This is a genomic window from uncultured Nitratireductor sp. (assembly GCF_913053745.1).
Taxonomy (GTDB): domain Bacteria; phylum Pseudomonadota; class Alphaproteobacteria; order Rhizobiales; family Rhizobiaceae; genus Nitratireductor.
Window position 1 is genome coordinate 22308 of record NZ_CAJXGF010000020.1, and the last position, 19356, is coordinate 41663.

Genomic DNA, 19356 nt, shown 5'->3' on the forward strand with positions numbered 1-19356 from the left:
CCGCTATATGTCTTCATTCGCAATTGCCGGCGCGCGCATCTTTGACGGGGAAACCTGGCTGGGCGACCGGACATTGATTGTCGAGAACGGCAAGGTCGCGGGGATCGAACCGCGTGGGCGCCATGCCCCGACACTTCCGGTACGTGAAGCCGGCGGCGCGATGATCGTCCCCGGTTTTATAGACCTGCAGGTCAATGGCGGCGGTGGGGTTATGTTCGACGGAGATTGCGGCGTCGATGGCCTGCGAAAGATTTGCAATGCCCACGCAAAATTCGGCACGACGGGCCTTTTGCCCACCTTGATTACCGATACGCGAGAATCCACTGCGGCATCTGTGGTCGCCGGGCTGGAAGCAGCACGGTTGAAAGTGCCGGGTTTTCTCGGCCTTCATCTGGAGGGGCCGCATCTCTCCATTGCGCGCAAGGGCGCGCACGATCTGGCCCTTATTCGTTCAATGGAGGACAAGGATCTTTCTGCCTTGATCGAGGCACGTAAGAAATTGCCGGCGCTTATGGTGACGCTGGCGCCTGAGAATGTGACCATCGATCAGGTGAGGGCACTGGTGCGCGGCGGTGTGAAGGTCAGTCTCGGCCATACGGACACGAACTGCCGCACCGCGCTTTCCTATGTTGAGGCCGGGACTTCCCTTGTGACGCATCTTTTCAATGCGATGAGCCCGCTGGCGCATCGCGAACCCGGCCTGGTGGGCGCGGCGTTGGAAAGCGATCGGCTTTGGGTTGGCATCATCGCCGATGGCATTCACGTCGACCCGGTGGCCATCGGCGTTGCCTTACGCGCCAAGAACGGCCCGGCGCGCATCTTCGCTGTCACCGACGCCATGTCGACCATCGGCACGGATATGAGGTCGTTCACGCTGAACGGCCGAACCATCAAGAGGGAGGAGGGACGTTTGACTCTGGAGGACGGGACGCTTGCCGGAGCGGATATCGACATGATCTCAACGGTTGTCTATCTCCACCGCGAGGTTGGCCTGCCTCTGGATGAAGCGCTTCGTATGGTGAGCCTTTATCCTGCCGAGGCCATCGGTCTCGATCATGCCAAGGGTCGTCTAGCGCTGGGCAAGGATGCCGACTTCGTGATGCTGAACGAGGATCTGGGCGTGATATCGACCTGGATCGGCGGCGAGATCGTGCATGTGTCCGCCTGATCGCGAAACTTTATTTTTCCTCTTGAAGCTCTAGTGACTAGAGATTCTATCCTTGCAGTCGTTGATAGACTGCAAGGAGAATCATCGTGTCCTTGAAACAGGATGATCGCGCCGCAACCACCCATTCATGGACGGTGGGCGGCATGGATTGCGCAAGTTGCGCAAACAAGATCCGCACGGCGCTCGAGCGCCTTCCCGGTGTGGGCGATGTCAAAGTTTCGGTGATGTCCGAAACGCTCACGCTCGCGCTCGAAGAAGACAGTACCGAGCCTGGGAAAGTTAAGCGCACGGTCGAAAAGCTCGGTTATTCGATCGCTGAGCGCCCGGCTGCCGAGGCTTTTTCGCAGGCGTCCGCCGCCGATGACGTTTGCTGTGGTAGCAACCGTAGTGAAGGGGGTGAAGAATCGGAACGAACCGACCCGGGACATGGCGTCGCCGGCCACGTGCATCGTGCCGACAATGACGGCAGAAGCTGGTACCGGACCGGCAAGGGGCGTCTCGTTGTCTTCACCGGCCTGCTGCTTGCTGCCGCCTGGGGTGCTAAATTTCTGCTGTCGGGCGAAATTGGGATGTGGGCTTTCGTGGCCGCGTGTCTGATCGGCGTCGCGCCGATTGCCCGTCGGGCTGTTGCGGCACTGCGTGCGGGCATGCCTTTCACAATAGAGATGCTGATGACGGTTGCCGCCGCCGGCGCCCTGGTTATCGGCGCGGCGGAAGAAGCAGCGCTGGTGGTTTTTCTCTTCGCCGTTGGTGAGGTGTTGGAGGGCGTCGCGGCGAACCGTGCGCGTGCTGGCATTCGGGCATTGGGCGATCTGGTGCCCAAGACAGCTCTGCTCGAGGAGAACGGCAAAACACGAAAAGTCCAGGCGTCGGAACTCGTCATCGATCAGGTTGTTGTTGTGCGGCCAGGAGACCGAATCCCGGCGGATGGCGAGATCGTCGATGGGACAGCCGGTATAGACGAAGCACCCGTGACGGGTGAATCCGTTCCCAAGACGAAAGGCGAGGGTGAAGAGGTCTTTGCCGGATCGATCAGCACTGATGCGGCGATCAAGGTGCGTGTCACCCGCGCGCCGGAAGACAACACCATCGCGCGTATCATCCGCCTGGTCGAAGAGGCACAGGAGGCGCGTGCGCCCACCGAGCGCTTCATCGATCGGTTCAGTCGCTACTACATGCCCGCGATCGTGGGTTTTGCGATCCTGGTGGCCATTGTGCCGCCGCTGGTTGCCGGCGCGGCCTGGGATGTGTGGATTTACCGTGCGCTGGCGCTGCTTCTGATCGGCTGCCCCTGCGCGCTGGTGATCTCCGTACCGGCGTCTATCGCTTCGTCCTTGTCGGCCGGTGCGCGCCGCGGTCTTTTGTTGAAAGGCGGTGCGGTGATCGAGGCTGCCGCCAAGACCGATTTGGTAACGTTCGACAAAACGGGCACGCTGACGGTCGGACGCCCCGCGGTCACGGATGTCTGGTCGCCCGAGGGGGACGAGGCGCGGACGCTCGCCCTGGCGGCCGGTGTGGAAGCCGGGTCGAGCCATCCCCTTGCCGAGGCCGTGGTGGCCCATGCCGAGGACAGGAGCATTCCGTTCAAGGTCGGCACCGGCGCGCGTGCAATTCCTGGCCGGGGTGTGGAAGCTCATATAGGCGGTGAGACGGTGTTCGTTGGCTCGCCGCGCCATGCTGAAGAGCAGGGTGCCATGACTCCGCAGGCGAAAGAACGCATCGCAGCTTTCGAGGCGGACGGCAAGACGGTTGCTGCCGTGTTCCGAGCCGGCGCGCTTGCCGGAGTGATCGCTCTGCGCGACGAGCCGCGCGAGGATGCTGCGGTCGCGATGCGGGATCTCAAGGCGCTGGGCGTACGCTCCGTAATGCTCACGGGCGACAATGCGCGCACCGCCGAAGCCATCGCCGAAAGTCTGTCGATGGAGTATCGGGCTGAACTTCTGCCCGACGACAAGGTTTCGGCCATCCGGGAATTGACCGGCCGGCATACGGTGATGATGGTCGGCGACGGCATCAACGACGCGCCGGCGCTTGCCGTGGCCAATGTTGGCGTGGCCATGGGATCGGGCACCGATGTGGCGCTCGAATCGGCCGACGGGGCCTTGCTGCGCAATCGTGTAGGCGATGTCGCAGGCATGCTGCGTCTGGCACGCGCAACCATGGCCAATATCCGTCAGAACATCGCGATAGCGCTCGGCCTCAAAGCGGTGTTCCTGGTAACAACGGTGCTTGGGATAACGGGATTATGGATTGCAATCCTTGCCGACACCGGGGCTACGGTGCTGGTGACTTTGAACGCTCTGCGGCTTCTCGGTTTTCGCCTCGGTCGCTGACCGACGCTGCAGGGCGCCGCCTGCTTGAGCATAGAATCTTTTCGTGAAGCATGACGCCGACCCTTGCGGTCGGCGTTTTTTTACGTGGTTGTATACGCGTCGAAATACGCGGTTATTGTCGTATAGGTTGTATATTCTGCTCAATCGAGACCGGTTTCAATTATCCTATATCTATATGAAAAAAAAGAAAAATTACGACTCTAGACAGCTTTTTTCCTTATCGATTGTGAAGATATCCACATAATCTACTATAGGTTGTATATGCAGTTCGAATCCGTTATCGTGCGGACATTGTATTGGACAGGGTTACATCGAGATTTTCGGGGGTGCGTGTGTTTCAGCGGATAAGCGTTTAACGCCGCAACGATCGAGGTCGGGCGCCATCAAGGCGTCGGGAGCGAGAGGTTGGGGTCGCGCATTGGCAGCGTATCATGCGGCTGATGCTCCACGGTGTCGCAAGCGCCGTGAAACTGCATTGCGCGGATGAACCGCGTCGTGCGGACGGGTGGCTGTTGCCGCTTTTATCAGCGTTTTGTGCCGCGTTCGCGGCGGCGTCCTTAGGGTCAGATTTTCACCTCTTATGAAGCGAGGCGTAGAGCATATGGGCATGCACAAACAGGATGGACTTTCATTTGCAACATTGCGGGCCGCAGAAGCGGTCATCGACACACGCAGCCTGACCGGCGCTGCACAGAAGCTGGGCATCAGCCAGCCGGCGGTCAGCATGCATCTGGGGCGTCTGGAAAGGGCGATCGGCACACCGCTGATCAAGAAACTCGGCAATAGAATCATCGTCAAGGAGGAGATCTCCGGGCTCATCCGTCAGATGCTCGATCTCGAACGCCGGTTGCGCACGGTCGGTTACGAGAAGAACGTCTCGAAGCTCAAGGTGGGAATTTGCACCTACACAGCTCCGCTCTTGCTGGGGGGGGGTGGGGCGGCTGGGAAAGATCAGGGAGACGGTGAGCTGGCGCATCGCGGATTCCAAGCGCCTCGAAGAAATGTACGATCTCGGACAGGTGGATGCGGTTTTTCGCGCTCTCTACCCCAATGAAATGGGCCCTGACCTGATCTGCGATTATTCCATGCGTTGGATCGGATCGCGCGAGCTGGGCGATCAGAGCAAGCGTGGTTCGGCCACGATACCGGTTGTTCTTACCAACCCGCAGTCCCCTCTCGGCATTGTGGCGAGGGAATGGCTGCGCCAGCGGAACGTTTCCTATGAAGTGATCGGCGAGGTGGACGATATCACCAATGCCATGAAGCTTGTGATCAGTGGCGCCGCTGTATCACCGCTGCCTGGGTTTGTCTTCGATGGCGTTTCCCCCTCATTGGAAGATTGTACCGAAATCATACCCGGCGGCCTCGATATCCGCTACGGTATGTTCTTCGACGACAAGCGTTTCAATCTGCGGTTGGCGATGGATATTTTCGAGCTTCTGCAGGGCGAACTGCATCGCCTTACGCCGCCGCCCGCCACTTATCAGGGTCACAGCCTGGCACATCAATAACGTCCTGTCTTCAGGCCGACGCCGCGCAGTCCACTGCGCGGCGCGCTTGTGCCTAGAAACTGTCGTTAAAATTTCACCCAGCTGCCGCTTTGCCGTCAGGTTCCGAGCGCAAGATTCCACACCATGAGCAGACCGATTCAAAACGCCCGTTCGGACGCGCAGACCGATGCGCAGATCGACGCCCTCCTGTCGCCTCAGGATGAGGTTTCCATTGTCGATTCCCTTTTTGCGATGGCGAAAGGGCGTGCGGCTCCGGGCACGCGCGATGTGCTTGAACGTGTGCTTGAGGCGCGGCTTGAAGCCCGTCTTGCGCGCCGCATGCGACAGACCATCGAGAACCCACCCGACGATTCAGCCGGAAGATCCAGGAGCGCGGCATGACACGCCACATCGTTCCATTGAAAAACGAGGCGCCACTGGAAGGGCGGCGTCTATTGCAGCGCGAGAAAATCTTCGATCTCCCGCGCGGCTTGCCGCAAGGGCGGCAACACGATTTTTTCCATCTGCGTACAGGTGAACCGGGCGGATTGCGTGGACACGTTGAGAGCGGCAGCAATGCGTCCCGCCTTGTCGTGGATGGGCACCGCGATCGAGCGCAAGCCGAGTTCCAGTTCCTGGTCGACGATGGCATAGCCGCGTACACCGGACAACGTTATGGTTTCGGCGAGTTTGGTCCGGTCCGTCACCGTTCTTTCGGTCTTTGCCCCGATCGACGCCTGCGCGAGAAAACGGGTGAGTTCGGCAGGATCCAGATCTGACAGAAGCACCCTGCCCATTGACGTGCAATAGGCAGGCAGGCGGGTGCCGACGTTGAGCGCTACGGAGACAATGCGCCGCCCACTCACACGTGCCACATAGACCACGTCCTCTCCTTCCAGAACGGCAGCGGAGCAAGATTCGCCGAGCGTTTCGGATATTCCCCGCATGATCGGCTCAGCATAGTGCCAGACCGCTGCATCTCCGATCCATGTCCGAGTCAGCCCAAGCAACTTTGCAGAAAGCAGGAAGCGCCGTTCTGCCTGACGCGCATAGCCGCTGGCTACCAGCGTGAGCAGGAAGCGGCGCGCGCCTGCGCGCGTCAGCCCGGCCTCCGTCGCCACTTCCGTCAGCGTCATCCCCTCCGGCGCGTTTGCCAGAATTTCAAGAACACTGAGCCCCTTCTGCAGCGATCCCACGAGGTCGCGCGAGCCGCGGGTGTCGGGTGTGGCGGGCGCATTTGACTCGGTTTCAGACTCCATCTAGAAAGTATCGCATATAAAACTTTTGTTCGCAATACGAACTTACGAGGAGTGCCATGGCGCGTTTCGTCCCGCTGCCCCAGGCGGTTGCGGAGAACCTGAACAATGGCGACAGCGTCGCTTTCGAGGGGTTTACCCATCTTATCCCGACCGCTGCCGCCCATGAGGCGATCCGCCAGGGTTTTCGCGATCTTACACTGATCCGCATGACCCCCGATGTGGTCTACGACCAGATGATCGGCATGGGCCTCGCCCGCAAACTGATCTTTTCCTATGCCGGCAATCCGGGAGTGGGGCTTCTGCGCCGCCTGCGCGATGCGGTGGAAAACGGTTTTCCGCACAAGCTCGAGATCGAGGAACACTCCCACGCCGCCATGGCCAATGCCTATGAGGCGGGTGCGGCCGGGCTTCCCTGCGCGATTTTCCGTGGCTATCGCGGCGCGGAGCTCGCCCGTGTGAACCCGAACATCAAGTTCATCGAGTGCCCCTTCACGGGCGAGAGCCTGGCCGCCGTTCCGGCGCTGAAGCCCGATGTCGTCTTCATTCATGCGCAGAAGGCGGACCGGAAGGGCAATGTTCTGGTCGAGGGCATTGTCGGCATTCAGAAAGAGGCGGTGCTTGCAGCGAAACGCGCTGTTGTGACCGTCGAAGAAGTCGTCGACGATTTCTCCGACCTGCACCCCAATCTGACCATTCTGCCCCACTGGACGGTGACCGACATCGCCGTGGTGCCGGGTGGCGCGCACCCCTCCTACACGCATGGCTATTACGCGCGTGACAACGCCGAATATCTGAAATGGGACAAGATCGCCGCAGACCGCGACCTGTTCCGCGACTGGATGCAGAAGAATGTGCTCGATGCGACGCCCGAGGATTTCGCAGGCCGCGTCGAGAAGCTGAGGGACGCATGATGAGCAAGCCCGAATTCACTCCCAATGAAATGATGACGATTGCGGCCTCACGCGCGCTGAAGAATGACGATGTGTGTTTCGTCGGCATCGGCGCGCCATCGGCTGCCTGCAACATTGCGCGTCTGACTCATGCGCCCGACATCACGCTGATCTATGAATCCGGCACCATCGGCACCGCGCCGGACGTGCTGCCACTTTCCATCGGCGATGGCGAGTTGTGCGACACCGCGCTGACCACGGTGCCGGTGCCGGAGATGTTCCGCTACTGGTTGCAGGGCGGACGCATCACCATCGGCTTTCTGGGCGCGGCCCAGATCGACAAATACGGCAACATCAACACCACCGTGATCGGTGACTATGATAGCCCCAGGACGCGGCTTCCCGGCGGCGGTGGCGCACCGGAAATCGCCACCTCTTCGCAAGAAGTCTACATCACGCTCGCCCAGTCGAAGCGGGGTATGGTGGAGAAAATCGACTTCTACACCTCCTTTGGACATGGCGATGGCGGCGACCACCGGGAGAGGCTTGGCATCGACACCAAGGGGCCGACGCTGCTCGTCACCGATCTTGCGATCTGGAAGCCCGACCCGGTGACGAAGGAGTTCACCGTCGTTTCGCTGCATCCGGGCGTCACGCGCGATCAGGTGCAGGAAACCTGCGGTTGGACGGTGACATTCGCCGACGGTGTCGAAGAGACGCCACCACCCACCGAACTCGAGCTTGCGACATTGCGCGACTTGAAAGCCCGCACTGAAGCGGCTCATAAGACCGCATGATCTTTCTGCCGGGCGCTGCCCGGCATCCATGGTTAGGAGACCTTACGCATGGCTGAAGCATTCATCTGCGATTACATCCGTACGCCGATCGGCCGTTTCGGCGGCGCGCTTTCCTCCGTTCGCGCCGACGATCTGGCCGCTTTGCCGATCAAGGCGCTGATGGAGCGCAACCCGAAGGTCGATTGGGCGGCACTCGACGATGTGTTCTATGGCTGCGCCAATCAGGCGGGCGAGGACAACCGCAACGTGGCGCGCATGGCCGTGCTTCTTGCTGGCTTGCCAGCCGATGTGCCGGGCTCCACGGTGAACCGCCTGTGCGGTTCGGGCATGGACGCGATCACCATTGCAGCGCGCGCCATAAAAGCGGGCGAGGCCGAGATCATGATCGCCGGCGGCGTGGAATCCATGAGCCGTGCGCCCTTCGTCATGCCGAAAGCCGAAACGGCCTTCTCGCGCCACGCGGAAATCTACGACACCACGATTGGCTGGCGCTTCGTCAACAGGGTGCTCAAGAAGCAGTATGGCGTCGATTCCATGCCGGAGACGGGCGAGAACGTGGCGGCGGATTTCTCCGTCAGCCGCGCCGATCAGGACGCCTTTGCCGTGCGCAGCCAGAACAAGGCTGTGGCCGCGCAGGAAAACGGGCGTCTCGCAAGCGAAATCGTTCCCGTCACCATTCCCCAGCGCAAGGGCGATCCGGTGGTGGTCGAAAAGGACGAGCATCCGCGTCCCGGCACCACGGTGGAAAAGCTCGGAAAACTGCCGACGCCCTTCCGCGAGGGCGGGACCGTGACCGCCGGCAACGCCTCCGGCGTCAATGACGGTGCGGCGGCCCTCATTATCGCTTCGGAAGAAGCGGCGAAGAAATACGGCCTGACGCCGATTGCCCGCATTCTCGGCGGTGCGACGGCCGGCGTTCCGCCGCGCATTATGGGCATCGGCCCGGCGCCGGCAACACAGCGCCTTTGCGCGCGGCTCGGCCTAAAACCTTCGGATTTTGACGTGATCGAGCTCAACGAGGCGTTCGCCTCGCAGGGCATTGCCGTTCTGCGCGAACTGGGCCTTGCCGAAGATGCGCCGCAGGTGAACCCCAATGGCGGCGCGATTGCGCTTGGCCATCCGCTCGGCATGTCGGGTGCACGCATCTCCGGCACCGCCGCGCTTGAGCTACAGACCTCCGGCGGCAAACTGGCGCTCGCCACGATGTGCATCGGCGTCGGGCAGGGGATCGCGCTGGCCATGGAGCGGGTTTAATTCCGATGGTGATGGGGTGGGGTAACCCGCCTTGCCTATCAATTAAGCGGAATATCGTTCTCCGCCTTGCCGTCCTGATAGCGCTTAGAAAGCGCGGCATAGGCTGCGGCCAGTTTGGAAATCCGCGCCTTTAGAACCTCAGCCTCCGGTAGCGCTTCTGCGAGAACGGGCAGGGCATAGCTTTTCCAGAAAGCGTTTTCGGCATTGTAGCCGCCGGGCTCCAGTGTGAAGACCTCTTTCAAAATCTTCAGATCGTGCGGGATCGCGAAGGCGTCGCGCGAATCCTCGTGGCTGAACAGATAATAGAAATTGTCGAAGCCGGTCCATGTGATCGCCGAAAGACACAGCGAGCAGGGCTCGTGCGTGGACAGGAAGATGCAGTCTTTCGTGTCGGGGCGCGCATCCTTCGGCAGTTCGTAAAACCGCTTCAGCGTATGCACCTCGCCATGCCAGAGCGGGTTTTCGCGTTCATTGTTGGTTTCGGCAAGCACCAGCGACAGATCGCTTTTCTTCAGGATTGCCGCGCCGAAGAGCTTGTTGCCATGGGCGACGCCTTCTGCGGTTTTCGGCAGGATGTCCTGTTCGATCACGTCGAGCAGCCGGTTGATGAGATGAGTGTCGGGAGCAGTCATGTGAGGGATGGCACCGTGATTTCATAAGGGGCGGGGAAGTGGAATTCTTCGAGATTGTTGCCGTCTCCGCCACGGTCGATCACGACGAAATCCTGCGGTTCGCCGATGGGCGTCAGGACGCCATGCCAAGTGCCGCGCGCATAGTTCACGCCCTGTCCCGACCGTGTGACGAAGGCGCGGGGTTCGCCGGGCTTCCCGCCCTCATCCGGGCAGACGACCACCAGAAAGGGAGCCGGCGAAAGCGGCATGAAGGCCTGACTCCCGAGCGGGTGCCGCTCGACCATGGAAAGCCGCAGCGGCAGTGCATAGGGCGTGCCGCGAAAGATGTTGATCAGAACGCGGGCGTTTTCGCCCGCCGTTTCGACCTTGGCCAGATCGTGAAAGCGGCGGCACTTGTCGGCATTGATGAGGAAGCTCTCCGCGCCCTCGGTCTCGATCACGTCGCCGAAGGGCGCGAAGGCCGCGCGTGTGAGCTTCCCGGCCTCGATCCGTTTCATCGCGCGAAGCTGCCGCCCAGCCGGGCGTGCCGGTTGACGTCCTTGTAAAGCAGGTAGCGGAATTTGCCCGGCCCGCCCGCATAGCAGGCCTGCGGGCAGAAGGCGCGCAGCCACATGAAGTCGCCGGCTTCCACCTCCACCCAGTCCTGGTTGAGCCGGTAGACAGCCTTGCCTTCCAGTACATAAAGCCCGTGTTCCATGACATGCGTTTCGGCGAAGGGGATCACCGCGCCGGGTTCAAGCGTGACGATGGTCACATGCATGTCGTGGCGCAGATCCGCCGGATCGACAAAGCGCGTCGTGGCCCATTTGCCATGGGTTCCCGGCATGGGGGAAGGCGCAATGTCGGCCTCGTTCAGAAACAGCGGATCGGGCGCGTCGAGGCCGTTGACGGGCTCATAGGCCTTGCGGATCCAGTGGAACCGCGTGGGCGCCTCGCTCCGATTGTGTGCCGTCCAGCCGCTCGATGGCGGCAGATAGGCGTAGCCGCCGGGCGTCATTTGGTGTGTCTCGCCGCCGATTTCGACGGTCAATTCCCCCTCGACGATGAAAAGAACACCTTCCGCGGTCTCGTCGAGCTCTGCCTGGTCGCTGCCGCCACCGGGCTGAACTTCCATGATGTACTGCGAAAAGGTTTCCGCAAAACCGGAAAGCGGCCGCGCGATGATCCAGCAGCGGGTCTTTTCCCAGAAGGGCAACAGGCTGGTAACGATGTCCTGCATGACGCCCTTCGGCATGAGCGCATAGGCGTCTGTCAGAACAGCGCGGTCGGTCAGGAGCTGGGTCTGTGGCGGATGCCCGCCATGCGGGGCGTAATAGGTGCGGGCGTTCATCTGTGTGGTCCTGATTTCATGCGGGGAGAATGTCGTTGAGGCGCAGCCGGGCGATCCGCTCCACCTGCCGGCAGGCGGCGGCGAATTCATCGTCGCGGCTGTTTTCCAGCCGGGCCTCGAACGCCTTCAAAATGCTGTCCTTGGTGTTGTCCTTGACGGCGATGATGAAGGGAAAGCCGAATTTCCGCGTGTAGGCGGTGTTGAGTTCGGTGAAGCGGGCGCGTTCGCTGTCGGTCAGAGCATCGAGCCCCGCCGAGGCCTGCTCTCTGCTCGATTCCTCGGTCAGCCGCTTGGCCGCCGCCAGCTTGCCGGCAAGGTCGGGATGCGCTTTCAAAACGCCGAGGCGCTCGTCTTCGCTGGCCGAGCGGAAAGCGCGTGCGAGCGCGTTGGCAAGGCCGCCCGCCGTGTCGTGCGCGGGGCCAAGCTCCAGCTTCACCGCGCGTTCGGCGATCCACGGTGAATGCTCGTAGATGCCGCCGAACCGCTCGATGAATTCCGGTTCGCTCATGCGGCTCGGGCGCAGGGCCGGCGCCTCATATGGGTGCTTTTCGCGCCAGTGCCGGGCGATCTCGCCCCGTGTCGCCAGCCACACATGGTCGCGGCTTTTCACATAGTCGATGAAACGCTGAAGCGCCGCGGCGCGCCCCGGCCGGCCGATGAGGCGGCAGTGAAGCCCGATGCTCATCATGGCCGGGCGGCCGGCAGCCCCCTCGGCATAGAGCGTGTCGAAGGCGTCTTTCAGATAGCTGAAGAACTGATCGCCGGAATTGAACCCCTGCGCCGTGGCAAAGCGCATGTCGTTTGCGTCGAGTGTATAGGGAACGACCAGTTGCGCGCGCGTGCCCTGCCCATGGCCGTCATGATCGATCCAGTAGGGCAGATCATCGTCATAGGTGTCGGAGATCCAGTCGAACCCGCCTTCTTCGATGGCCAGCTTGACGGAGTTGACCGAGGTGCGGCCGAGATAAAGGCCGCGTGGGCGCTCGCCCACCACCTCGGTGTGCAACCGGATGGCTTCCAGAAGGTCGGCGCGCTCGCTTTCTTCCGAATGGGCGCGGTAGTCGATCCATTTCAGGCCGTGCGAGGCTATTTCCCAGCCGGCATCCTGCATGGCGGCAAGCTGGTTCGGACTGCGGGCAAGGGCTGTGGCAACGCCGAAAACCGTGACGGGCACCCCGGCTGCCGTGAACATGCGGTGAAGCCGCCAGAACCCGGCGCGCGAGCCGTATTCATAGATCGATTCCATGTTCCAGTGGCGCATGCCCTGCCAGGGGGCCGCGCCCACCACTTCGGACAGGAACGCTTCCGAAGCCTCGTCGCCGTGCAGAATGCAGTTCTCGCCGCCTTCCTCGTAGTTAACGACGAACTGAACGGCGATTCGCGCACCGCCGGGCCACTCGGCATTCGGCGGGGTCTGGCCATAGCCGGCCATGTTTCTGAGGTAACGGGTCATGCAATCTGTCCGGTGTTCGTTATTGGTCAGGATAATCGATGGAATGCGGCGTGAACTTTCCCGAAAAATTTGAAAGAGTTTAGTTGTCGATCCTCCGCGTGGCCTCTTATGCTCGCAATCAATTTGCCCCACAATCAAGTGGTTCAAGGGCAAGTGGCTTGAACGAGTTTACAGGGAGGCCGCATGAGCAACGCGGGTGGAGGTCGTCTGACGACCCATGTGCTGGACACGGCCAGCGGCAAGCCGGCTGCGGGGCTGGAGATCGCGCTCTATCGTTTGGAGGGCGAGGCGCGGACCCATGTGAAAACCGTTGCCACCAACAGCGATGGCCGCTGCGATGCGCCGCTGCTTGCGGGCGAGGCGTTCCGCACGGGCTCCTACGAATTGGTTTTCGAGGCCGGGGCCTATTTGCGCGCCGCGGGCGTTTCCCTGCCAAAGCCGGCCTTTCTCGACCAGGTGCCCATTCGCTTCGGCATGGCCGAACACTCTCACTATCATGTGCCGCTTCTCATCTCGCCTTACGGCTATTCCACCTATAGGGGAAGCTGATGGGCGCGCGTCATGAAATCCGGTTTCTACTGAATGGCACGCCGGTGGCGCTGAGCGATGTCCGTCCGGACGAAACCCTGCTCGATTACCTGCGCCTGCGGCAGCGCCTGACCGGCACCAAGGAAGGCTGCGCCGAAGGCGATTGCGGCGCATGCACCGTGCTTGTCGGCCGGCTGCGCCATGGCGATCTGGCTTATGAGAGCGTCAATGCCTGCATTCGTTTCCTCGGCTCGCTCGATGGTTGCCATGTGGTGACGGTGGAGCATCTGAGGCGGGCCGATGGCACTTTGCACCCGGTCCAGCAGGCGATGGTCGATCATCACGGCTCGCAATGTGGCTTCTGCACGCCGGGCTTCGTCATGTCGCTCTATGCGCTCTGGATGCGCGAGCCGCAGCTATCCGAAAGAGCCATCGAAAAGGCCTTGCAGGGCAATCTGTGTCGCTGCACCGGCTATGAACCCATTGTTCGGGCCGCGCAGGCGGTGTCGGATTACGGTGATGTGGCGTCCGATCCGCTGGCGACTGAGCGCGCCGCCGTCATAGCCGCGCTGGAAGCCATGAAGGATGGTGTGCGCGTGGAGATCGGCTCCGGCCGCGAGCGCCTGCTGATCCCGGCGGATGTCGACGATTTCGCCGCGATTCTCGAAGCCGAGCCGAAGGCCACCATCGTTGCCGGTGCGACGGATGTGGGGCTTTGGGTCACCAAGTTCATGCGCGAGATTTCGCCGGTCGTTTTCATCGGCGGGCTCGACGGGCTGCACGGGATCGACGAGCAGGACGGCATCATCACCATCGGCGCCGGTGTCAGCTACACCGGTGCGTTCGCGCTTCTGGAAAAACGCATTCCCGCCCTCGGTGCGCTGATAGATCGGATCGGCGGCGAGCAGGTGCGCAATATGGGCACGATTGGCGGCAACATCGCCAATGGTTCGCCCATCGGCGACACGCCGCCGCCGCTGATCGCGCTTGGCGCGACGCTCACGCTGCGCAGGGGCAAGGCCCGTCGCACGATTCCGCTGGAAGACTTCTTCATCGACTATGGCAAACAGGATCGCGTGCCCGGCGAGTTTGTCGAGGCGGTGCATGTGCCGGTGCCCGATGCGTCCTCCCGTTTCGCGGTCTGGAAACTCTCCAAGCGCCGGGATGAAGACATCACGGCGGTTCTGGGCGCATTCGATCTGAGGATCGCCGATGGCAGGGTCGAAGCCGCGCGCATCGCCTATGGCGGCATGGCGGCGACGCCAAAGCGCGCAAAATCGGTCGAGAAAGCGCTTGTCGGAAAGCCGTGGACTGAGAAAACCGTCGAGGCAGCACTTTCGGCCTATGAGGGCGATTTCCAGCCGATCAGCGATATGCGCGCCTCCGCTGATTATCGCATGATGGCGGCGAAGAACCTGCTGCGCCGTTTTTACGTTGAAAGCACCGGCAGTTTGGCGAATCTTTCCAGATATGAGGCCGCTTGATCATGTCGCGGCACGAAACACTTGATCCGGACCAGGCAAAAATCGCTGGTGGTGTCGCCAGTGACCAAAAGCACGATTCCGCGCATAAACATGTCAGCGGTGATGCCGTCTATATCGACGACATGCCCGAACCGGCGGGCACGCTACATGCCTGTCTTGGCCTTTCCGAAGTGGCGCATGGCACGATCAAAGGTATGGATCTATCGAAAGTGCGTGCTGCACCCGGTGTCGTTGCCGTTCTGACGGCGGACGACATTCCCGGTGAAAACGACATCAGTCCCACCGGGCTGCACGACGAACCTATTCTCACAGACGACCTGGTTCAGTTTTTCGGCCAGCCGGTCTTTGCAGTGATTGCCGAAACACGCGATGCGGCGCGGCGCGCCTGCCGACTGGTGAAGATCGACTATGCGGAAGAACCTGCGCTGATCGACATTGCCGATGCGGGCGCCGATGCGCGGCTTGTCACCGCGCCGCTGAAACTTGAGCGCGGCGACAGTGCCGCGGCCATCGCCGCCGCCCCGCATTCCATCAAGGGCCAGATGCGGGTTGGCGGGCAGGACCATTTCTATCTCGAAGGCCAGATCGCCTTCGCCATGCCGGGCGAAGATGGCGACGTGACCGTGTTTTCCTCCACCCAGCACCCGAGCGAGGTGCAGCACATGGTGGCGCATGCGCTGGGCGTCTCCTCCCACGCCGTCACCATTGAGGTGCGGCGCATGGGCGGCGGCTTCGGCGGCAAGGAAACGCAGGCCAATCTGTTCGCGGTGATCTCTGCCATTGCCGCCAAGAAGCTGAACCGTCCCGTCAAGCTGCGTCCGGATCGCGACGACGACATGACGGCGACCGGCAAGCGCCACGATTTCCTGATCGACTATGAGGTCGGCTTCGATGACGATGGCGGCATTCTCGGCGTCGACTTCACCTATGCCGCGCGCTGCGGCTATGCGGCCGATCTCTCTGGCCCGGTGACGGATCGGGCGCTGTTTCACTGCGACAACGCCTATTTCTACCCCGCCGCGCGGGCCGTCTCGCGCCCGCTCTACACCAATACCGTGTCCAACACTGCGTTTCGCGGTTTCGGTGGGCCGCAGGGCATGGTGGGCGCGGAACGCATCATCGACGAGGTGGCTTTTGCGCTGGGCAAGGACCCGCTCGAAATCCGCAAGAAAAATCTTTATGGCACCGACGACCGCAACGTCACACCCTATCACCAGACGGTGGAGGACAATGTTGCCGAACGCATCATCGCCGAACTGGAGGCAAGCAGCGGTTATGCCGCGCGTCGGCGTGAGATCGCGGCCTTCAATGCGAAAAGCCCGGTCATCAAGCGTGGTCTGGCGCTGACGCCGGTCAAGTTCGGCATCTCCTTCACGGCGACGCATTTCAACCAGGCCGGCGCGCTGGTGCATGTCTATACGGATGGCTCCGTGCATCTGAACCATGGCGGCACCGAGATGGGGCAGGGGCTCTACACCAAGGTGGCGCAGGTCGTGGCCGAAGAATTTCAGATCGACATCGATCAGGTGAAGATTACCGCCACGACCACGGGGAAGGTCCCCAACACCTCTGCCACGGCGGCCTCCTCCGGTTCCGATCTGAACGGCATGGCTGCGCAGGATGCGGCGCGCCAGATCAAGACCCGGCTGATCGACTTCGTGTCCGAAGCCCATGATGTGCCGAAGGATCAGGTCGTGTTCCTGCCAGGCCGTGTGCGCATCGGCAACCGCGAAATCCCCTTTGCCGAGCTGATCCGCGAGGCCTATATGGCACGCGTCCAGCTTTCGGCCGCCGGTTTCTACAAGACGCCGAAAATCCACTGGGACCGCGACAAGGGCGAGGGGCGGCCATTCTACTACTTCGCCTATGGCGCGGCCTGCGCCGAGGTTTCCGTCGATACGTTGACCGGCGAATACATGGTCGAGCGCGTCGACATCCTGCATGAGACGGGCCGTTCGCTGAACCGGGCCATCGACATTGGCCAGATCGAAGGCGGTTTCATTCAGGGCATGGGCTGGCTGACGACGGAAGAATTGATTTGGGATGGCAAGGGGCGGCTTCGGACGCATGCGCCTTCCACCTACAAGATACCGCTCGCTTCCGACCGGCCAAAGGTGTTCAACGTGGCGCTGGCCGATTGGGCGGAAAATGCCGAACCGACGGTGCATCGTTCCAAGGCCGTGGGCGAGCCGCCCTTTATGCTCGCCATGTGCGTGCTTCATGCTCTGTCCGATGCGGTGGCGAGCGTCGCCGACCATCGGGTCTGCCCGCGTCTCGATGCGCCGGCCACGCCCGAGCGTGTGCTGATGGCGGTTGAGCGGCTCCGGGCGGTAGGCGCGCGCTAGGGGCAGGACCTATCGATATGACCGATTCGACCTCCGGCCTCGGGACCTTCTTGCAAGCCTCGCCGTCCGTCGCGCTCGTGGAGGTGCGCGAGGCGAAGGGATCCACCCCGCGCGAAAAGGGGGCGTGGATGCTGGTTTCGCCAGAGGCGATTTTCGGAACCATTGGCGGCGGTCAGCTCGAATTCATGGCGATTGCCAAAGCGCGTGATCTCATCTCGGACAATCTGGCAAATGGCGCTCTCGAGATTCCGCTGGGACCGGAAATCGGCCAGTGCTGCGGCGGCCGGGTGGCGCTCGACATTCGCCTTCTGGATCGGGCTGAGCGCACGGCGCTTGTGAAGCGCGCCGGCGATGAGGCAAGCGCCTTTCCGCAGGTGATCCTGTTTGGCGGCGGTCATGTCGGCCATGCGCTGGCGGCCGCGCTCGACCCGCTGCCCGTGCGGGTGCTGGTGGTCGAAACCCGTCAGGAGGCGCTTGAGGGCTTTCCGGCGAATATCGAAACGCGCCTTGCGGTCCTGCCGGAAGAGGTGGTGCGTGAAGCTCCCGCCGGAACCGCCTTCGTGATCCTCACGCACGATCACGCGCTCGATTTCCTGCTGGTCGCGGAAGCCCTTGCGCGCGCCGACGCAGCCTATGTGGGCATGATCGGTTCGAAGACCAAGCGCGCGACCTTCAAAAGCTGGTATCTCAAGAATGGCGGCGACGAAGACCGTTTTTCCAGGCTCGTCACCCCCATCGGCGGCGATGCCGTACATGACAAACGCCCCGCCGTCATCGCGGCGATGGCGGCTGCGGAGATACTGGTGGCGTTGCATTCATATTGACATTTGTGTGTACAAACCTACATACTTCATGAATGAAGATCGCGGGCTTTGACTGGGATGCTGGAAACTGGCCGAAATGTGCAAAGCACGGTGTCTCGAAGACTGAGATCGAACATGCGCTTCTTCATAACCCGTTGATTGCGCCGGACCCGGCTCATTCCGGGCACGAAGACCGCTACATCGTCATAGGACGCAATCCGCAGGGGCGTGCCATGTTCATAGGCGTGACCTTTCGGGTGGTCGATGGGCAACGTCTTATCCGTCCCATCACAGCGCGCTACATGCATGCCAAGGAGGTGAAACGCTATGAAACGCAGCGTTCCCAAACTGAAAACCGATAAGGATGCGGAAGACTTTCTCGATCAGGATCTGTCCGATCTGGATTTCGGTGCGTTCAAACCCGCCGGTTTCGAGTTCGAGAACAAGGCGGCGCGGGTCAATATGCGCATGCCTCAAAGCCAGCTTGACGCGGTGAAGGCTGAGGCGGAGAAGCGCGGCGTTCCCTATCAGCGCTTCATGCGCGAGCTTGTTCAGCGCGGTCTGGAAAGCCTGCGCGGGGGTTGAGCCTTATCGCACCGACAAGGTTTCGCCGATCATGCGTTGGCAGCGGCTTGCCATGAAGTCCACCAGAAGCCGCACTTTCGGGTCCTGAAACTTCTTGTGCGGGTAAAGCGCCGCAAGCTTTACCGGCACCGGTGGGGTCTGGGGCAGGACCACCTGAAGCCGCCCGTCGCGCAGGAATGGCTCGATCTCGAAACGGGGCTTGTTGACGATGCCGCGTCCGGCGAGCGCCCAGTCGGTGATGACGTCGCCATCGTCGGAATCGAACGGGCCGCCAACCTCGAATTTCCGCGCACCCTCCGGCGTCTGCAACACCCAGAAGTGCTCGCGCGCGCCGGGAAAGCGCAGCATCAGGCAATCGTGCCGCTCATCGATCAGCGCTTCGGGCGTCTTCGGTTCGCCGCGTCGTTGCAGATAGTCGGGCGCTGCCGCCAGAACGCGCGCGCAATCCATGATGCCGCGCATGCGGAAGGAGGAGTTTTCCAGAATGCCGAGCTTGAAGGCGACGTCGATGCCCTCGCGCATCATGTCCACCTCATGGTCTGAAAGTCTTAAGCGAACCTCGATCTCGGGATATCGGTCACGAAATTCGGGAATGCCGCTGGCTATCAGCCGCTTGCCGATGCCGAGCGGCGCGGTGACGCGTATCGTGCCACGCGGCTGGCCCGAAAGGTCGGCCACCGAGGCTTCGGCTTCCGCCACCGCTTCGAGAACCTTGCGCGCGCCCTCATAGAAGACACGGCCCTGCTCGGTCGGGGTCAGTTGCCGCGTGGTGCGGTTGAAAAGCCGCACGCCGAGATGCTTTTCAAGCTCCTTCACCCGGTTCGATGCGACGGCCGGAGAAAGCCGCATATCGCGCCCGGCGGACGACAGGTTTCCCAGTTCCACGACGCGAACGAAAACGGCGATGTTGTCGAGATAGGCCATGCGATTCCTTTAGGGCTTCGCGCGCATTATTTTCCAGAATTTTTTGAAAGTCATCGTGATCTTATCCGCTTTCCGTTTATC

The 19356-nt window shown here is 61.7% G+C and carries 20 protein-coding genes; 14 read left to right on the plus strand and 6 right to left on the minus strand.

What is annotated here, in order from left to right; all coding sequences use genetic code 11:
- The first annotated feature begins 7 nt into the window (after positions 1 to 7).
- The 5 genes from nagA to QZ638_RS05385 all read left to right on the plus strand — a co-directional run bounded on the left by nagA (position 8) and on the right by QZ638_RS05385 (position 5393).
- A complete protein-coding gene (gene nagA / locus QZ638_RS05365; protein WP_295807816.1) occupies positions 8 to 1168 on the plus strand; it encodes an N-acetylglucosamine-6-phosphate deacetylase in 1161 nt (386 codons plus the stop codon).
- Positions 1169 to 1254: 86 nt separating this feature from the next.
- Positions 1255 to 3501: a heavy metal translocating P-type ATPase gene (locus QZ638_RS05370; protein WP_295807818.1), complete on the plus strand. Its 2247-nt coding sequence runs from the start codon at positions 1255 to 1257 to the stop codon at positions 3499 to 3501.
- Positions 3502 to 4102: 601 nt separating this feature from the next.
- Positions 4103 to 4555 carry a LysR family transcriptional regulator gene (locus QZ638_RS05375; protein WP_295807820.1) on the plus strand — a complete coding sequence of 151 codons (453 nt, stop codon included), beginning with the start codon at positions 4103 to 4105 and terminating at the stop codon, positions 4553 to 4555.
- Positions 4464 to 5012: a LysR substrate-binding domain-containing protein gene (locus QZ638_RS05380; protein WP_295807822.1), complete on the plus strand. Its 549-nt coding sequence runs from the start codon at positions 4464 to 4466 to the stop codon at positions 5010 to 5012. The genes QZ638_RS05375 and QZ638_RS05380 overlap by 92 nt, the downstream gene beginning before the upstream one ends.
- 123 nt (positions 5013 to 5135) lie before the next feature.
- Positions 5136 to 5393, plus strand: a complete 258-nt coding sequence (locus QZ638_RS05385; protein WP_295807824.1) for a hypothetical protein — start codon at positions 5136 to 5138, stop codon at positions 5391 to 5393.
- A gap of 50 nt (positions 5394 to 5443) precedes the next feature.
- Here QZ638_RS05385 and QZ638_RS05390 read toward each other — a convergent pair whose 3' ends face one another.
- Positions 5444 to 6250: an IclR family transcriptional regulator C-terminal domain-containing protein gene (locus QZ638_RS05390; RefSeq protein WP_295807826.1), complete on the minus strand. Its 807-nt coding sequence runs from the start codon at positions 6248 to 6250 to the stop codon at positions 5444 to 5446.
- 56 nt (positions 6251 to 6306) lie between these two features.
- Here QZ638_RS05390 and QZ638_RS05395 point away from each other — a divergent pair, with 56 nt between their 5' ends.
- The 3 genes from QZ638_RS05395 to pcaF are packed head-to-tail and all read left to right on the plus strand — an operon-like array spanning position 6307 to position 9191.
- Entirely contained in the window at positions 6307 to 7161 is an 855-nt protein-coding gene (locus QZ638_RS05395) for a CoA transferase subunit A (RefSeq protein WP_295807831.1), read from the plus strand.
- Positions 7161 to 7937 carry a CoA-transferase subunit beta gene (locus tag QZ638_RS05400; protein ID WP_295807832.1) on the plus strand — a complete coding sequence of 259 codons (777 nt, stop codon included), beginning with the start codon at positions 7161 to 7163 and terminating at the stop codon, positions 7935 to 7937. The genes QZ638_RS05395 and QZ638_RS05400 overlap by 1 nt, the downstream gene beginning before the upstream one ends.
- A 48-nt stretch (positions 7938 to 7985) precedes the next feature.
- The gene (gene pcaF / locus QZ638_RS05405) at positions 7986 to 9191 is read left to right on the plus strand and encodes a 3-oxoadipyl-CoA thiolase (protein WP_295807834.1); all 1206 of its coding nucleotides are present in this window, start codon (positions 7986 to 7988) and stop codon (positions 9189 to 9191) included.
- A gap of 38 nt (positions 9192 to 9229) precedes the next feature.
- On the opposite strand, the gene QZ638_RS05410 is transcribed toward pcaF, so the two are convergent.
- Genes QZ638_RS05410 through puuE form a run of 4 tightly spaced genes read right to left on the minus strand, consistent with a single transcriptional unit; the run spans position 9230 to position 12606 of the window.
- Complete coding sequence (locus tag QZ638_RS05410; RefSeq protein ID WP_295807835.1) at positions 9230 to 9823, minus strand: nucleoside deaminase; 594 nt, start codon at positions 9821 to 9823, stop codon at positions 9230 to 9232.
- Positions 9820 to 10320 (minus strand): ureidoglycolate lyase, encoded by a 501-nt coding sequence (locus QZ638_RS05415; RefSeq protein ID WP_295807838.1) that lies wholly within the window; start codon positions 10318 to 10320, stop codon positions 9820 to 9822. Before QZ638_RS05415 ends, QZ638_RS05410 begins: the two co-directional genes overlap by 4 nt.
- A complete protein-coding gene (locus QZ638_RS05420) occupies positions 10317 to 11153 on the minus strand; it encodes a bifunctional allantoicase/(S)-ureidoglycine aminohydrolase (RefSeq protein WP_295807840.1) in 837 nt (278 codons plus the stop codon). Before QZ638_RS05420 ends, QZ638_RS05415 begins: the two co-directional genes overlap by 4 nt.
- A 16-nt stretch (positions 11154 to 11169) precedes the next feature.
- Positions 11170 to 12606, minus strand: coding sequence for an allantoinase PuuE (gene puuE, locus QZ638_RS05425; protein ID WP_295807842.1), 1437 nt, complete (start codon positions 12604 to 12606; stop codon positions 11170 to 11172).
- A 183-nt stretch (positions 12607 to 12789) separates the two neighbouring features.
- On the opposite strand from puuE, the gene uraH reads away from it, so the two are divergent.
- The 6 genes from uraH to QZ638_RS05455 are packed head-to-tail and all read left to right on the plus strand — an operon-like array spanning position 12790 to position 18351.
- Complete coding sequence (uraH, locus tag QZ638_RS05430) at positions 12790 to 13155, plus strand: hydroxyisourate hydrolase (RefSeq protein WP_295807844.1); 366 nt, start codon at positions 12790 to 12792, stop codon at positions 13153 to 13155.
- The gene (gene xdhA, locus QZ638_RS05435) at positions 13155 to 14618 is read left to right on the plus strand and encodes a xanthine dehydrogenase small subunit (protein WP_295807846.1); all 1464 of its coding nucleotides are present in this window, start codon (positions 13155 to 13157) and stop codon (positions 14616 to 14618) included. The genes uraH and xdhA overlap by 1 nt, the downstream gene beginning before the upstream one ends.
- 2 nt (positions 14619 to 14620) lie before the next feature.
- Positions 14621 to 16963, plus strand: coding sequence for a xanthine dehydrogenase molybdopterin binding subunit (gene xdhB / locus QZ638_RS05440; protein WP_295807848.1), 2343 nt, complete (start codon positions 14621 to 14623; stop codon positions 16961 to 16963).
- A gap of 17 nt (positions 16964 to 16980) precedes the next feature.
- Positions 16981 to 17787 carry a xanthine dehydrogenase accessory protein XdhC gene (xdhC, locus tag QZ638_RS05445; protein ID WP_295807850.1) on the plus strand — a complete coding sequence of 269 codons (807 nt, stop codon included), beginning with the start codon at positions 16981 to 16983 and terminating at the stop codon, positions 17785 to 17787.
- A 32-nt stretch (positions 17788 to 17819) separates the two neighbouring features.
- Complete coding sequence (locus QZ638_RS05450; RefSeq protein WP_295807852.1) at positions 17820 to 18128, plus strand: BrnT family toxin; 309 nt, start codon at positions 17820 to 17822, stop codon at positions 18126 to 18128.
- Positions 18094 to 18351, plus strand: coding sequence for a CopG family antitoxin (locus tag QZ638_RS05455; RefSeq protein ID WP_295807854.1), 258 nt, complete (start codon positions 18094 to 18096; stop codon positions 18349 to 18351). The genes QZ638_RS05450 and QZ638_RS05455 overlap by 35 nt, the downstream gene beginning before the upstream one ends.
- 3 nt (positions 18352 to 18354) lie before the next feature.
- Here the strand turns inward: QZ638_RS05455 and QZ638_RS05460 are convergent, their stop codons facing one another.
- Entirely contained in the window at positions 18355 to 19275 is a 921-nt protein-coding gene (locus QZ638_RS05460; protein WP_295807856.1) for a LysR family transcriptional regulator, read from the minus strand.
- Positions 19276 to 19356 lie beyond the last annotated feature (81 nt).

Excerpts from the sequence above, each read along its gene's own strand:
- nagA (WP_295807816.1), top strand. The coding sequence starts at position 8 with ATGTCTTCATTCGCAATTGCCGGCGCGCGCATCTTTGACGGGGAAACC.
- QZ638_RS05375 (WP_295807820.1), top strand. The coding sequence starts at position 4,103 with ATGGGCATGCACAAACAGGATGGACTTTCATTTGCAACATTGCGGGCC.
- QZ638_RS05385 (WP_295807824.1), top strand. The coding sequence starts at position 5,136 with ATGAGCAGACCGATTCAAAACGCCCGTTCGGACGCGCAGACCGATGCG.
- QZ638_RS05390 (WP_295807826.1), bottom strand. The coding sequence starts at position 6,250 with ATGGAGTCTGAAACCGAGTCAAATGCGCCCGCCACACCCGACACCCGC.
- QZ638_RS05395 (WP_295807831.1), top strand. The coding sequence starts at position 6,307 with ATGGCGCGTTTCGTCCCGCTGCCCCAGGCGGTTGCGGAGAACCTGAAC.
- QZ638_RS05400 (WP_295807832.1), top strand. The coding sequence starts at position 7,161 with ATGAGCAAGCCCGAATTCACTCCCAATGAAATGATGACGATTGCGGCC.
- pcaF (WP_295807834.1), top strand. The coding sequence starts at position 7,986 with ATGGCTGAAGCATTCATCTGCGATTACATCCGTACGCCGATCGGCCGT.
- QZ638_RS05410 (WP_295807835.1), bottom strand. The coding sequence starts at position 9,823 with ATGACTGCTCCCGACACTCATCTCATCAACCGGCTGCTCGACGTGATC.
- QZ638_RS05415 (WP_295807838.1), bottom strand. The coding sequence starts at position 10,320 with ATGAAACGGATCGAGGCCGGGAAGCTCACACGCGCGGCCTTCGCGCCC.
- QZ638_RS05420 (WP_295807840.1), bottom strand. The coding sequence starts at position 11,153 with ATGAACGCCCGCACCTATTACGCCCCGCATGGCGGGCATCCGCCACAG.
- puuE (WP_295807842.1), bottom strand. The coding sequence starts at position 12,606 with ATGACCCGTTACCTCAGAAACATGGCCGGCTATGGCCAGACCCCGCCG.
- uraH (WP_295807844.1), top strand. The coding sequence starts at position 12,790 with ATGAGCAACGCGGGTGGAGGTCGTCTGACGACCCATGTGCTGGACACG.
- xdhA (WP_295807846.1), top strand. The coding sequence starts at position 13,155 with ATGGGCGCGCGTCATGAAATCCGGTTTCTACTGAATGGCACGCCGGTG.
- xdhB (WP_295807848.1), top strand. The coding sequence starts at position 14,621 with ATGTCGCGGCACGAAACACTTGATCCGGACCAGGCAAAAATCGCTGGT.
- xdhC (WP_295807850.1), top strand. The coding sequence starts at position 16,981 with ATGACCGATTCGACCTCCGGCCTCGGGACCTTCTTGCAAGCCTCGCCG.
- QZ638_RS05450 (WP_295807852.1), top strand. The coding sequence starts at position 17,820 with ATGAAGATCGCGGGCTTTGACTGGGATGCTGGAAACTGGCCGAAATGT.
- QZ638_RS05455 (WP_295807854.1), top strand. The coding sequence starts at position 18,094 with ATGAAACGCAGCGTTCCCAAACTGAAAACCGATAAGGATGCGGAAGAC.
- QZ638_RS05460 (WP_295807856.1), bottom strand. The coding sequence starts at position 19,275 with ATGGCCTATCTCGACAACATCGCCGTTTTCGTTCGCGTCGTGGAACTG.